The 13,359-nt window shown below is 71.2% G+C and carries 12 protein-coding genes; 7 read left to right on the forward strand and 5 right to left on the reverse strand.

Annotation, left to right across the window (positions count from 1 at the left end; genetic code table 11):
- Positions 1–53 precede the first annotated feature (53 nt).
- Together WH85_RS32165 and WH85_RS32170 are read left to right on the forward strand one after the other, a co-directional pair.
- Positions 54–959, forward strand: a complete 906-nt coding sequence (locus WH85_RS32165; RefSeq protein ID WP_211275513.1) for a Gfo/Idh/MocA family protein — start codon at positions 54–56, stop codon at positions 957–959.
- A 329-nt stretch (positions 960–1,288) separates the two neighbouring features.
- A complete protein-coding gene (locus WH85_RS32170; protein ID WP_045745827.1) occupies positions 1,289–1,657 on the forward strand; it encodes a hypothetical protein in 369 nt (122 codons plus the stop codon).
- Positions 1,658–1,841: 184 nt separating this feature from the next.
- Here WH85_RS32170 and WH85_RS32175 read toward each other — a convergent pair whose 3' ends face one another.
- Positions 1,842–2,834, reverse strand: a complete 993-nt coding sequence (locus WH85_RS32175) for an AraC family transcriptional regulator (RefSeq protein WP_045745828.1) — start codon at positions 2,832–2,834, stop codon at positions 1,842–1,844.
- Positions 2,835–3,128: 294 nt separating this feature from the next.
- Between WH85_RS32175 and WH85_RS32180 the strand changes: the two genes are divergently transcribed.
- Positions 3,129–3,485 (forward strand): STAS domain-containing protein, encoded by a 357-nt coding sequence (locus WH85_RS32180; protein WP_045745829.1) that lies wholly within the window; start codon positions 3,129–3,131, stop codon positions 3,483–3,485.
- A gap of 102 nt (positions 3,486–3,587) precedes the next feature.
- Here WH85_RS32180 and WH85_RS32185 read toward each other — a convergent pair whose 3' ends face one another.
- The 3 genes from WH85_RS32185 to WH85_RS32195 are packed head-to-tail and all read right to left on the reverse strand — an operon-like array spanning position 3,588 to position 6,278.
- The gene (locus WH85_RS32185; RefSeq protein ID WP_045745830.1) at positions 3,588–5,153 is read right to left on the reverse strand and encodes an MDR family MFS transporter; all 1,566 of its coding nucleotides are present in this window, start codon (positions 5,151–5,153) and stop codon (positions 3,588–3,590) included.
- Positions 5,150–5,779, reverse strand: coding sequence for a TetR/AcrR family transcriptional regulator (locus tag WH85_RS32190; protein WP_045745831.1), 630 nt, complete (start codon positions 5,777–5,779; stop codon positions 5,150–5,152). Before WH85_RS32190 ends, WH85_RS32185 begins: the two co-directional genes overlap by 4 nt.
- Positions 5,780–5,819: 40 nt before the next feature.
- Entirely contained in the window at positions 5,820–6,278 is a 459-nt protein-coding gene (locus tag WH85_RS32195; protein ID WP_045745832.1) for a hypothetical protein, read from the reverse strand.
- Positions 6,279–6,491: 213 nt separating this feature from the next.
- On the opposite strand from WH85_RS32195, the gene WH85_RS32200 reads away from it, so the two are divergent.
- The 3 genes from WH85_RS32200 to WH85_RS32210 all read left to right on the forward strand — a co-directional run bounded on the left by WH85_RS32200 (position 6,492) and on the right by WH85_RS32210 (position 10,604).
- Complete coding sequence (locus tag WH85_RS32200; RefSeq protein ID WP_045745833.1) at positions 6,492–8,228, forward strand: serine/threonine-protein kinase; 1,737 nt, start codon at positions 6,492–6,494, stop codon at positions 8,226–8,228.
- A 46-nt stretch (positions 8,229–8,274) separates the two neighbouring features.
- Complete coding sequence (locus WH85_RS32205) at positions 8,275–10,227, forward strand: capsular polysaccharide synthesis protein (RefSeq protein ID WP_157411345.1); 1,953 nt, start codon at positions 8,275–8,277, stop codon at positions 10,225–10,227.
- A 125-nt stretch (positions 10,228–10,352) separates the two neighbouring features.
- Positions 10,353–10,604 (forward strand): hypothetical protein, encoded by a 252-nt coding sequence (locus tag WH85_RS32210; RefSeq protein ID WP_045745835.1) that lies wholly within the window; start codon positions 10,353–10,355, stop codon positions 10,602–10,604.
- A 5-nt stretch (positions 10,605–10,609) separates the two neighbouring features.
- Here the strand turns inward: WH85_RS32210 and WH85_RS32215 are convergent, their stop codons facing one another.
- A complete protein-coding gene (locus WH85_RS32215) occupies positions 10,610–11,620 on the reverse strand; it encodes a glycoside hydrolase family 18 protein (RefSeq protein ID WP_045745836.1) in 1,011 nt (336 codons plus the stop codon).
- Between the two features lie 101 nt (positions 11,621–11,721).
- Between WH85_RS32215 and WH85_RS32220 the strand changes: the two genes are divergently transcribed.
- Positions 11,722–13,359, forward strand: a 1,638-nt coding sequence (locus tag WH85_RS32220; protein WP_045745837.1) for a glycosyltransferase, incomplete at its 3' end; no start/stop codon positions are given.

A 13,359-nucleotide genomic window follows, 5' to 3' on the forward strand; every position in this document is an offset into this window, starting at 1 on the left:
TGTGCTGGTAACTTCCGGCCCGGAGATCGGTCGACACGAGGATGGGCGATCAGGTGCGCTTCGGACTATTCGGAACGGGACCTTGGGCACACCTGGCGCACGCGCCGGCGCTGGCGGCACATCCGGAGGTGGAATTCGCCGGCGTCTGGGGACGTGACGCCGGACGGGCGGCCGGGCTCGCCGCGGAGTACGGCGCGCGGGCGTACTCCGATGTCGACGAGCTGATCGCCGAGGTGGACGCGGTCGCGGTGGCGCTGCCGCCGGACGTGCAGGCGCCGATCGCGCTGCGGGCCGCCCGCGCCGGACGGCACCTGCTGCTGGACAAGCCGGTCGCGACGGTCGCCACCGAGGCTGCGGAGATCGCCCAGGCGGTCGAGGACCACGACGTCGCGTCGGTGGTGTTCTTCACACGCCGGTTCGCCCCGGAGATCGCCGGCTTCCTGGACGACGTGGTGGCGATCGGCGGCTGGAGCGAGGCCCGCGTCGACCACCTCGGCTCGATCTTCACACCGGACAACCCGTTCGGCGCCTCCCCGTGGCGGCGGGAACGCGGCGGCCTCTGGGACGTCGGCCCGCACGCGCTGGCCCTGGTGCTGCCGGTGCTCGGGCCGGTGGCCGAGGTGACCGCGATGTCCGGCGAGCGCGATCTGACGTACCTGCTGCTGCGGCACGGCAGTGGCGCCACCAGCCGTCTGACGCTGTCGGTGGACGCGCCGCCCGCGGCCGCACGCGAGGAGGCGGTCTTCGCCGGGGAGGCCGGGGTGCGCGCGGTGCCGCCGGCCCTCTGGAAGCCGGACGTGGCCCTGGGTACGGCCCTGGACCAGTTGCTGCGCGCGGCGGCGGGCGGTCCGGGGCCGGAGTGCGACGCGCGATTCGGCGCCACCGTGACCGCGGTCCTGGCCGCCGCCGAACTCTCGGCCCGCGACGGTGTCCGTGTCCGCCTGGACGAATCCCGCTGAGGCCGGGTCTGTCCCGGGTTCCCGCGGGCAGACGGGGTGCCGGGTGTCCCTGCTGGTGCGCTCCGGCGACCGGGTTCGGCGGTCGCCCGGTTACTCGCGTCCACTGCGGGTAACCGGGGTGGAAGTCGAACTGAGCGCTAACTGGACAGAACCTGCGCGTTACGGATGGACGGAAAGTAGCGAGCCGAATACATTTTCGGCTTGTCACGTGCACCGGGGTGGACTGCCCGGCGGAGGTCACGCCGGGCCGGCGGAGCCGCCCCCGGCACGTGAGGGGTGAGGGGGATGCACCACATGACCGACCGCACCGCAGAGCAGGAGACAGGGCCGTGACCGGCCTGTGGGACGCCGAGCGGGACGCGCACGAGGTGGCGCGGGCGCTGGCCGGGCTGGCGGCCCTGCTGCGCGACCACGAGCCGGCCGGCGAGACGCCCGGAGACGCGGCACGGGACGAGGTGAGCCGCCGCATGCTGCTGAACCTGGCGGAGGACGGCGAATCGGCGGCTGAGCGGGTGGTGGCGTACCTGCGGCGGCAGCGCGCCGCCGGGGACGACGGTGAGCAGGTCGCGGTGCCACCGCGGCTGGGACCGTGGCGGGACTGGTCGCCGACCCGGGGCCGGATCTTCGGCGGAACCGCGACGGCGCCGCGCCGGACCGACGGCATCCCGCGGCCGCGCCGCTGCGACCCGGGAGAGTGAACCGGCGTCCGCGCCACCCGTGAGTCCCGGTCCGCGCCCCGTGCCGACGTGCGGCCGGTGCATGACCCCGTCCGGGTGATCTCACGGTTCGCGGCGACTCACGGCCGGTGAACGACCCGCCCGGGTGATCACGGGTCGCGATGACGTGCAGCCGGTGAACGACCCGTCCGGGTGACTCTCGGGGTCACCCGGACGAGGAGCGCAGCGTCTCCGATGGTGATTCGCCGAACCGGGCCCGGTACGCAGAGGCGAACCGCCCCAGGTGGGCGAAACCCCACCGGTTGGCCACCTCGGCGACGGTGAGCCGGGCCGGCCCGCCCTGACGCAGCGCCTCGTGCGACCGGTCCAGCCGGACCTGCTGCAGGTACGCCATCGGAGTGCACCCGACGTGCCGCCGGAAGCCCTCCTGCAGGGACCGCACGCTGATGCCGGCGACGGCGGCCAGGTCACTGACGGCGAAGGAGCGTTCCGGCTCGTCGCCGATCGCGGTCAGGGCCCGCCGGATGGCCCGGGGTGGACCGGTGCCGCCCGGGGTGACCAGTTCCTCGTGGTACGGGTGCGGCACGCTCAGCAGCAGGCCGCTGAGGACGCTGCTGCAGAGCTGTTCGGCGATGAGCGGCTGGTGGATCAGGCTGCTCTCGTGGTCGAGTTCCTCGTGCAGGAGCCGGACCAGGCGGCTCCAGCTCTGTGCCGGGCCGGTGGTCAGGTCGAAGGCCGGGGGCAGGTCGATCGGGCCGTCCACCGGGTGGCCGAGCAGCGTCGCCAGTTCGGATTCCAGGGCCCACGGTTCGATCCGCACGTCGATGCCGGCCGACTGCGCCTCGTGCCGCAGGTGGACCTGGTCGCCGGGCCGGAACGTGACCGCGGCGGCCGGTGTCGCGGTGACCTCCCGGCCGTCGCGGACGGCCCGGACACGCCCGGCGGTCGGCAGATTCAGGTGGTACGCGTCGGCTTTCGGTGCGACGACTGTCACCGATCCGGCGAAAGTGAGATGACCGACGGTGAGCGGTCCGAGTTGGATCACATCCCCGTCGACCTCGGGATCCGCGCCGTCGGGGGTGGTCACCGACACCGGGTCGTAGAAACGATTCAGAATCTCCCGCCCCTGGTCGGCGACGCCGTCGTGGTAGGGGCCGAAGCCCGGTGCCGGCGTCTCTCCGGGCAGGGCGTCAACCATTCCGCCCGGCGCTCCATCGCATACGGTGAGTATTCTTTCCGATGCTGTGGACAGTCAACGCGGCCCGCCATGCACTGACCGATCCAGCACATTCCGGCCATATGAACTACTCTGGCGTTCCGCGCCTACGTGGCGTAACTTGCACACCAGCGGATTGTTGTAGGAACGCGGGTTTGCGTTTCCGGCGTCCCCCAGCGAGCGCTGCTCGCGTCCGGCTCTGTTCCACGGCCGGCGCATCGTGTCCCGCGGAAAGTCGGCGTTCAGCTCCGGCTGCACGCCAGGAAGAGGGCAGCTGTGTATCTGCCGATCACGACCCGCCAGCTGGCCGACGGCACTGTCGAGGTCGCTCCGAGCGGTGAGATCGATCTCGACAACGCACACGTCATGCGGGACGCGGTCAACGAGGTCCTGACCAGCATGACGCCGAGTCGCATCTGTCTGGATCTGCAACGCGTGATGCTGATCGACAGCATCGGGATCGGCATTCTGGTCGCCTGTTTCCACACTGCCGCGGCGAGCGGCGTCAAGCTGGTGGTCAGTCACCCCAGCGCCACGGTCTACCGCCAGCTCTGGGTCTCCGGCCTGGTCGGCCTGCTCGGGTGCGCCGAGCCGCCGTCGCCGCGGACCTCGGTGGGCCTGCGACCCTCCTGACCGACGACCGGCCCGGCTCTCGTGACGAGAACCGGGCCGTTCGTGTAGCTCCCGTCCCTGAACCGGGCCGGAGGGCAGAGCCCCGAGGTCAGAGTCGCGAGGTCAGTGTGCGGAGGCCGCGGCCTGCTCCCGCGCGGCACGCTCCTCGCCGGACAGCTCGGAGAGCGGCTTCTCCTTGATGAACAGCACCGCGATCACCGCGAGGAACGCGATCGGCGCCCCGACCAGGAACAGGTCGGACGTGGCGGTGCCGTAGATGTCCTGGACCACCGTGAGCACCTCGGGCGGCAGCGTGCTGATGTCCGGGACCTCGGTGGAGCCGCCCGAGTCGGGCGTGCCGAACCGCTCGGCGAACAGCGTGCTGACCCGGTGGGAGAGGACCGCGCCGAGCGCGCTGACCCCGATGGAACCGCCCATGCTGCGGAAGAACGTCAGCGCCGAGGTGGTGGCGCCCAGTTCGGTGGCGGGCACCTCGTTCTGCGCGGCCAGCACCAGGTTCTGCATCAGCAGGCCGACGCCGATGCCGAGCACCGCCATGTACACCGAGAGCAGCACCACGCTCGTGTCCGCGCCGATCGTGCTGAGCAGCAGCATTCCGGTGGTCATCACCACCGCGCCGGCCACCAGGTAGGCCTTCCACCGGCCGTACTTGGTGATCAGGGCGCCGGCCACCGTGGAGGAGACGAGCAGGCCGAAGACCATCGGCAGACCCATCAGACCGGCGACGGTCGGCGTCTTGCCGAGCGAGATCTGGAAGTACTGCGACAGGAACACGGTCCCGCCGAACATCGCCACGCCGACCAGGATGCTGGCGACGATGGTCAGGGTGACCGTGCGGTGCCGGAAGATGCCGAGCGGGATGATCGGCTCGGCGGCCTTGGATTCGGCCCACACCGCGAGCGCGAGCAGGGCCAGGCCACCGGCCACCATGGCGGCGGTCTGCCAGGACGCCCAGTCGAACTTGTCACCGGCCAGCGTGGACCAGATCAGCAGGGTGCTGACGCCGCCGGTGATGAGCAGCGCGCCCAGCCAGTCGATCTTCACCTCGCGCTTGACCACAGGCAGGTGCAGGGTCTTCTGCAGCAGCGCGATGGCGATCAGCGAGAACGGCACGCCGACCAGGAAGCACCAGCGCCAGCCCAGCCAGGAGGTGTCCACCAGGACGCCGCCGATCAGCGGTCCGGCGATGGTGCCGACGCCGAAGACCGCGCCGAACATGCCGGAGTACCGGCCGAGTTCGCGGGGCGGGATCATCGCGGCCATCACGATCATCGACAGAGCGGTCATGCCACCCGCGCCGACGCCCTGGATGACCCGGCTGACCAGCAGGATCTCCACGTTCGGGGTGAAGCCGGCGACCAGCGAGCCGGCCACGAACAGGCCGAGGGAGAGCTGGATCAGCAGCTTCTTGCTGTAGAGGTCGGCCATCTTGCCCCAGAGCGGGACGGTGGCCGTCATGGCGAGGAGTTCGGCGGTGACGATCCAGGTGTAGACCGACTGACTGCCGTTGAGGTCGGCGATGATCCGGGGCAGCGCGTTCGCCACCACGGTGGAGGCGAGGATGCTCACGAACATGCCGATCAGCAGGCCGGAGAGAGCCTGCACCACCTCGCGTTGCGTCATCCGGCCGGCGGTCTCGGGTTTGTCGGGGGGTGCGGTGGCTGTCATGACTGCGCTTTCTCGGAAGGAGGGTGGGAGAGGCCGGCGGCGAGCACGCCGACGGCTTCGCGGAAGTGGTCGAGGAAGGATGCGGTGTTGTCGGGCGCGGCCCAGCGGCACAGCGCGACCCGTAGGGCGGCGCCGGCGGCCGCGGCGACGACGGCCGGGTACGCCGAGTCCGGGCCGGTGCCGGTGCGTTGCCCGATGGCGTCGGCCATCTCCTGCTCGGCGGTCATGCCGGCGGCGGCGAGCAGCGGGAGCAGTTGCGGGTTCTTCTCGAAGACCCGCATCCGCAGCAGCCAGAGGTCCCGGTCCTCTTCGATCCGGGCCAGGCCGGGGGTGAAGACCTCCAGCAGGGCGTCCGGTACGGACCTGTCGGCGGGTACGGCACGGAGTTCCTCGCCGGGGTTGGGGCAGCCCTCCAGGGGGTCGCCGACGAGGGCGTCGTCCCTGGTGGCGAAGTAGTTGAAGAACGTGCGCGGCGAGACCCCGGCGTCGGCGCTGATGGCGTCGACGGTCACCCGGTCGGCGCCGTGGGTGTCGGCGAGGCGCAGGGCGGCGCCGATCAGGGCCAGGCGGGTCTGCCTGCGCTTGGTTTCGCGCACGCCGGGGCGTTGCGTGTTCTCCGGGGTCACTCCAGGAGGCTACGCAGAAACTTGCAGAGACTGCAAAGTTTTAATCGTTGAGTTGTGTGTGCTCGATCTCGCCGAGCGCGGCGGTAAGCCACGGCGCCACCGGACGCCCGGTGAGCAGATCGGTGATCAGGAAGATCGCGTTGTGGACCAGCGCGTCCGGCTTCGGGGCCGCGGCGCCGTCCTCGTCCAGCACGCCCAGCGCGCCGGCCAACAGCCAGAGCGTCACCTGCGGGTCGGCGTCCGGCCAGGAGCGCACGCATCCGGCCAGGGTGGCCCGCACGTCGTCGGCGGTGAGCCCGTCCGGGTGACCGTCCTCGAGCAGCAGCCGGACCACGGTGCCCAGGATCAGGCCGGTCTGCGTGGGGTCGAGCCCGGCCAGCCGTTCGCCCGCGGCGGCGAAGGCCGCGGTGTCACCCTTCCGGAGCGCCGTGACGGCGGCTGTGGTCGAGGCCGCCACCGGCCGGGCGGGTGCGGGGAGGTGCCGCCAGCTTTCCGTCATGGGCAGACCCTACGGCCGGGCGGCACGGGGTTCCCCGCGGCACCCGGTGATCAAGGCGGGCAGGCGATCGCCGGGCTCCTTGAATCGATCATGAAGGGCGGTCGTGTCAATTCATCGAATGGCGTAGAAAAGGGACATGAAATGTGAGAGGTGAATGTCGTTCGAGTGTTCTCGGATGTGCGAATCGGCGCGGCTTTCGGCAGACTGCCTCAAGTGGAGGAGGAGCGGAAACTCGGCGGCCGGTACCGGTTGGAGAAGGAACTCGGCCGGGGCGGCATGGCGGTGGTGTGGCGGGCGGTCGACGAGGTGCTCAACCGGCCGGTCGCGGTGAAGCTACTGGCCGGGAGATATGTGGGTGACCCGCGTTTCCGGGCCCGGATCCTGCACGAGGCGCGGGCGGCGGCGACCCTCTCGCATCCCAACATCGCGCAGGTCTACGACTTCGGGGAGTCGTCGGAACACGGCCGGACGGTTCCCTATGTCGTCATGGAATTGATCAACGGGCCGACATTGCAACAACGGGTCGCGCGCGGCCGGATACCGCCGCGGACGGTGTTCCGGATCTGCGGCGAGATCGCCTCCGCGCTGGCCGCCGCACACGACGACGGACTCGTGCACCGCGATATCAAACTCGCCAATGTCATGGTCACCCCGGCCGGCGCCAAGGTGGTGGACTTCGGCATCGCGGCGGTGGCCGGCCCGGCGTCGCCGGAGGACGCGCTGCTCGGAACGCCGGCGTACCTCGCACCGGAACGTCTCACCGGCGGCACGATCGAGCCCGCCTCCGACGTCTACGCGCTCGGGGTGCTGCTCTACCGGCTGCTGGCCGGGACCTCCCCGTGGACGGTCGAGACCACCACGCAGATGCTCACCGCCCACGTCCACATCGAGCCGGCGCCGCTGCCCCGGCTGCCCGGTGTGCCGTCCGAGGTGGTCGACCTGGTGGCCCGCTGCCTGGCCAAGGAACCCACCGACCGGCCGGGCGCGGACGAGGTGGCGGGCCTGCTGGGTGACGCGGCCGAGGCCGCGAGCGCTTTCCGGGCACCGGGGGTACGCGGTGACGACCGCGGATCCCGGGCGGCGACCGTCCCGGATCCCGAGGCGGAGCAGCCGGTCGCCGATCCGACGGCGCCCCTCTTCCCGCCGCCGGTCGACGGGGTGGCCGTGACGGGTGAGGGCGCCGACGACGTGGCCCTGGTCCGGGAGAGCATGGCGTCGGTCCGGGGCCGGTCCGAGGGCGGGGCCGCCACGGGACGGGCACGCGGAGCGCCCGCCACGGCGCCCGGCGGCGGCGCGGCCACCACGGGACGGGCCGGTTCCGGTTGGCGGGCCTTGCGCGTACCCCTGCGATCGAAGCGTGCCAAACTTTTGGCCGGCGCCCTGACCGCGGCCCTGATCGCCGCCCTTCCCCTGCTCATGGCCGGTGGCGGTGGGAGATCCGGTGCCGAGCCGGGGATCGCCGCGCCGCCGGTGGTGTCCCCGTGGGTGCGGGAGACCGAGGCCGTCGCTCCGGTCGGCAGCCGGCCCACCGAGGCCGCGACCCGTCCCGGCCGGACGCCGTCGGCAGCCGCCGGAGCCTCGGGGTTCCCGTCGTTCGCGGCGGTGCCGATCCCGGAGCCCGCCGAGTCGTCCGGAGCGCTGCCGCCGGAACCGTCGGCCGGTGTCTCCTCGGTGGCGCCCGAACCGAGCGTCACGGTCAGCGTCACGCCCACCTCCCCGGCGCCGGAGGGCACCGTCCTGAGTTCACCCGGCGGTTCGGTACTGGCCCGCTGCGCGGACGGCGGAGCCGAACTGCTGGCCTGGGAACCGGCCTCCGGGTTCACCGTGCAACGCGTCGATCCGGGGCCGTCGCTGGCGCCGTCGGTGGTCTTCGCCGGGCGGTTGAGCCGGTACCGGATGAGCGTCACCTGTGTCTCCGGCCGACCATCCGCAGTAGTCCTCCCGATCTGACCGGTAAACCACCGAAATTCCCTTAACGTGTCTTGTGGAGGACCCGATGACGCCGATCGCCACGCTCCGGTCCCGGCTGGCCCGGGTGCGGACGGCCGTGACCGGACGCCTGCACCCGCCGGCGCCGCCGGTCGCGCCGGCCCTGGTCAACCTGGTGCCCGACCCCGGATTCCGGGGCGCACCGGACCGGCCGCTCGAGACCGGCGGGGTGTTCGTGAGCCCGCACTGCTCCTGCGATTTCACCGAGGTGCCCGGCCGGCCCGGCACCACCGGAGCCCGGGTCGAGGGCGTGTCCACCGGCAACGACACACACATCGCGCCGGGCGGGCGCACCGCCTCCGGCGAGTTCCGGCTCGGCATGCGACCCGGCCGCACCTACACCGCGAGCGTCTCGGTCCACCTGGCCGAGCCGCTGACCGGCGCACTGCACCCGGCGGCTCTGAGCCTGACGCCGGTCGCCGTCGCCGACGGCACGACGCGGATCCTGGCCCGGTCGGCGCCGGCCCGCAACGAGTGCGGCCACCACCGGATCAGCGTCACCTTCACGGTGCCGGAACAGGCCCGCGGCGCCGGGATCCGGCTCGTCGCCGGGATGGCCCAGGGCGGCGGCGTCGTGCACTTCTACGACTACTCGCTCATCGAGACCGCGGTGACGGCCGAGCATTTCGACGGCTCCACACCGGACGATTTCTTCCACACGTACGCGTGGAACGGCGAACCGGACGCGTCGCCGTCGACCCGGCGGCTCCGGACCCGGCCGTCGGCGGACCCGGCCGCGATCGGGGCGGAGGCGGTACGCCTGGCGGCCTCCGGCGCGGCCGAGGAGGCGGCCCTGCTGCGGTCGCTGGTACCCGGGGACCGGATCACCGCGGCCCGGGTGGCGCTGGCCCTGGGCGACCAGGACGCCGGGATCCGCGCGCTGCGGCGGGTGACCCGCGACGGCGATCCGGACGGCGCGGCCGCGTACGAGCTGGGCCGGATCGCCCTGGCCGAGCACCGCTGGCCGGCCGCCGAGAAACTGCTGCGCGGCGCGGTGGCGAAACGGCCGGACGCGGTCGAACGGGGGTACGCCCTGGCGTTCGCCTACGACAAGTTGAAGCGGCGCGACGACAGCCGGCGGGCCACGGCGGCCGCGCTGGCGTACGACACCGGTCTGCCCTTCGACGGTCCGGCGGTGCTGGGCATGGACGTCAAGTGCTACGGCGCCCGCCGCGAACTGGGCCTGTTCGTCGCCGAGCACCTGGACCAGATCCGCAGGCAGGCCGATCAGCGCCTGGCCCGGCCGGTGACCAGCGGCTTCGACCAGCCGATCTTCGTGTACTGGGGGCAGGGTTTCGACAGTGCCCCGCCGGTGGTGCGGGCCTGCCTGGCGGCGCTGCGGGACCGCAACCCGGACAGCCGGGTGCACGAGCTCAGCGACGCGAACGTCGGCAGCTACGTGGACGTCCCCGACGGTCTGCCGGAGGCGCTCGGCGGCGACCGGACGCACTTCTCCGACCTGCTGCGGTTGCTGCTGCTGGAGAAGTTCGGCGGCGTCTGGGTGGACAGCACCTGCCTGGTCACCGAGCCGCTGCGGCCGCACGTCACGGCGGCGCTGGAGCGGAGCAGCCTGTTCGCCTTCAACTACACCGGGCCGTACATCTCCAGCTGGTTCCTGGCGGCCCGTCCCGGCAGCTATCCGGTGCATCTGTGGCGGGCTGCCTGCTTCCTCTGGTGGGAGCGGCGCGGCGAACTGATCGACTACTTCCTGATGCACCACGTGTTCGAGATGCTGCACCACCTCGACGAGCGGTTCCGTGCCGAGTGGGACGCGGGCCTGCGCCGGGGTTCCCGGCCGCCGCACGCGTTGCAGTCGGTGATGTTGCAGCCGTACGACCCGGTGGCCTACCGGACGATCCTGGACGGCTCGTTCGCCCACAAGCTGCGTTTCAAGTACGAACCGCACGAGATGCACAGCGAGTCGTACCTGGCCCGGATCATCCGTGGTGACCTTCCGTGATCCCGCGACCACACAGGCTCCGTGCGGAGTTCGCTAAGGAGATTCGTAGGGTCGATTCCTAATGTCGTGGGAGTCGCGCATATCCGTAGGGGATCCGTGCGCGGCGTCGCGAAGGGAATCAACAGATGATCCGCAGTGCCACCATGTCCGAAGAGGTCGCCGGCGTTCAGGTCTTCGTCGACGGGACCGGCCGTCGCAAGCGTCTGCTGGCGGTCGTCGGCTTCTTCGTCGCCCTGTTCGCGGCCCTGTACATCGGCGTGGTCGGCGCCAGTGTGGTGCAGGCCGCGGACGCCGGCCTCACCACGAAGGCCTCGCTGTCGACCACCGCGACGGCGACCGCCACGGCGTCGGCCTCCAGTTCCACCACGTCTTCCTGAACCATTTATCCGTCGAAATTCGTGAACAGTTTCGTGAATTCGTAGTCGGACTGGGTCAGGCCGCTGCAGGTGCTCTGCACCGTGCCGTCGGTGCAACCGCCGTTGTCGCGATTGACCGACCAGAACCGGACGTATCCCAGGTTCTTGTCCCCGGCGAAGTCGAGCAGGGTCTGCGCGTCGGACGCCCGGGTCACCGGACCGGTGTCGTTGACGCCGATCATCGGGGTCACTCCCAGCATCGCCCAGAGCTCCTCGTCGTCGGCGTCGGTCCAGATGTCGGCCAGGTCGGCCTGGACCGCCCGGGTGGCACTGACCATGTCGTCACCCCAGGAGCTCTCCTGAGAGAAGTTCATCGTCATCGCGTTGACGGTGATCTCCAGGCCGGCGTCCTTCGCGCTCTGCAGCAGGGCGATCGTCGTGTCGGTGAGGCCGAGCACACTCCCGCCCACCGGCACGGTCAGCGAGACCGCGGCGCCCCGGTCGGTCTGCAGGGTCTTCAGGGCCGCGGTCACCGTGCCGGGGGTGACCGTCTGCTCGATGTCCACGTCGAGATAGTTGCTGCCGGCCGCGTCGAGGGCGGAGGAGTAGGCCTCGGCCAGCTTCTCGGCGGTGCAGACGTTCTCCAGATAGGTACCGGTCGCCCCGCCGGTGGAGACGATCACGTCGCCGTTCGCCGCCTTGATCTTCTCGATCTCGGACTGGACGGTGTCGTCCTCCAGGCTCTTGGTGCCGCCCCACGTGGGGGTGCACTCGCCGGAGCTGTCGGCGAGCAGGAACGCCAGCGTGTAGTCGGCCTGGCCGCTCTTCTCGGCGGCCTCCGCGATGTCGACCGTGCCGCTCACGATGTCGATGTACGGCGCGACCCTCGGCATCGACTGGCTCGCCGACGACGTCGTCTGCGGGGTGCTGGTGGCCGCGGTCGTTCCGGAGTCGCCGCTACTGCCGCTGCACGCCGTCGCGGCGAGCAGGAGCACGACGGACGCGGTGCCGGCGAACCGGCGGTGTATCGGGCGCACCCAGGCACTATCGCACTCCCGAACAGGCCTTTTCGCTGACTCAGCGAAGCCGGGGCGCGGCCGATGGTGACGATGAGCACCCATCGGCGAGGGAGAGTCAGGTGTCCGTCGACGCACCCGTACGGCGGCGGATTCCCGTGCCCCGGCCGCGCTGGATCGTGCTCGGTGTGGTGCTGCTGCTGTTCGCCGGGATCCTCGTCGTCAACGGTGTGGTGCAGGGCGAGTTCGCCCAGGACGGCGCGGTCGAGTCGACAAGCGACGTCGATCAGGTGCCGGACGCGGCGCTCAGCGGCGGGCCGATCATCCAGACCGACGGGGACTCCACGGCCACGGTCAGCCCGGGCGACAAGCAGATCGTGCTGACCTTCGACGACGGGCCGTCGTCGGAGTACACCCCGGAGATCCTGGAGGTGCTCGCCGAGTACCAGGTACCGGGCGTGTTCTTCATGATCGGCTCGGAGATCGCCAAGTACCCGGACCTGGTCCGCGACGTCCACGACGGCGGTCACGAGATCGGCATCCACACCTTCACCCACCCGGACCTGTCCACCAAGGGCGAGCAGCGGCGCAGCATCGAGATGCAGGAGACGCAGTACGCCCTGGCCGGAGCGGCCGGGGTGACCAGCGTGATCTTCCGTCCGCCGTACTCGTCCACGGTCGCCGCGCTCGACAACCCCACCTGGTCGGTGATGGCCGAGATGGGCGAGGCCGGGTACCTCACCGTGATCAACAACCTGGACAGCCGGGACTGGGAGTCGGCGGTCACCTACGACGACATCGTCACGGCGGTGACCCCGGACGACGACGCCGGGGCGATCCTGCTCTTCCACGACGGCGGCGGCGACCGGTCCAAGACGGCCGCGGCGCTGCGCGAGGTCATCCCGGAGCTGACCGAGGTCGGTTACACCTTCACCACGGTCGCCGCGCTGACCGGGATGGACACCGTCAACCCGACCGCGACCAGTGCCGAGCGGGGCCTCGGGCTGGGTCTCGTCGGCGCGGTGCAGCTGGCCACCAAGGCGACCGTCGGGTTCTCCTGGCTGCTGCTGCTCCTCGGTGTGCTCACCGTCGCCCGGCTGTTGCTGATGCTGGTGCTGGGCCGCCGGCACGCGCGACGGCAGCGTCGTGCGGACGTGTGGGGGCCGGCGTACACCGATCCGGTCACGGTGATCGTTCCGGCGTACAACGAGAAGGAATGCATCGCCGACACGTTGCGGTCGCTGGTGGCGAGCGATCATCCGATCCGGGTGGTGGTGGTCGACGACGGGTCGACCGACGGCACCGCGGAGATCGCCGAGGCGCTTCAGTACCCGGACGTGACGGTGGTCCGGCAGCCGAACGGCGGCAAGTCGGCCGCGCTCAACAACGGCATCGCGCACGCCGGCACCGACGTGGTGGTGATGATGGACGGCGACACGGTCTTCGAGCCGGACACCGTACGCCTGCTGGTCCAGCCGTTCGCGGACCCGGAGATCGGCGCGGTCGCCGGGAACGCCAAGGTCGCCAACCGGAACACCATGATCGCGGTCTGGCAGCACATCGAGTACGTGGTCGGGTTCAGCATCGACCGGCGGGCGTACGACGTGATGCGCTGCATGGCGACCGTGCCCGGGGCGATCGGGGCGTTCCGCAAGCAGGCGCTGACGCAGGTCAACGGGCTCAGCGACGACACTCTCGCCGAGGACACCGACCTGACCATCGCGATCATCCGGGCCGGCTGGCGGGTCGTCTACGAGGAG

Source organism: Actinoplanes rectilineatus (assembly GCF_000962825.1).
Taxonomy (GTDB): Bacteria; Actinomycetota; Actinomycetes; order Mycobacteriales; family Micromonosporaceae; genus Actinoplanes; species Actinoplanes rectilineatus.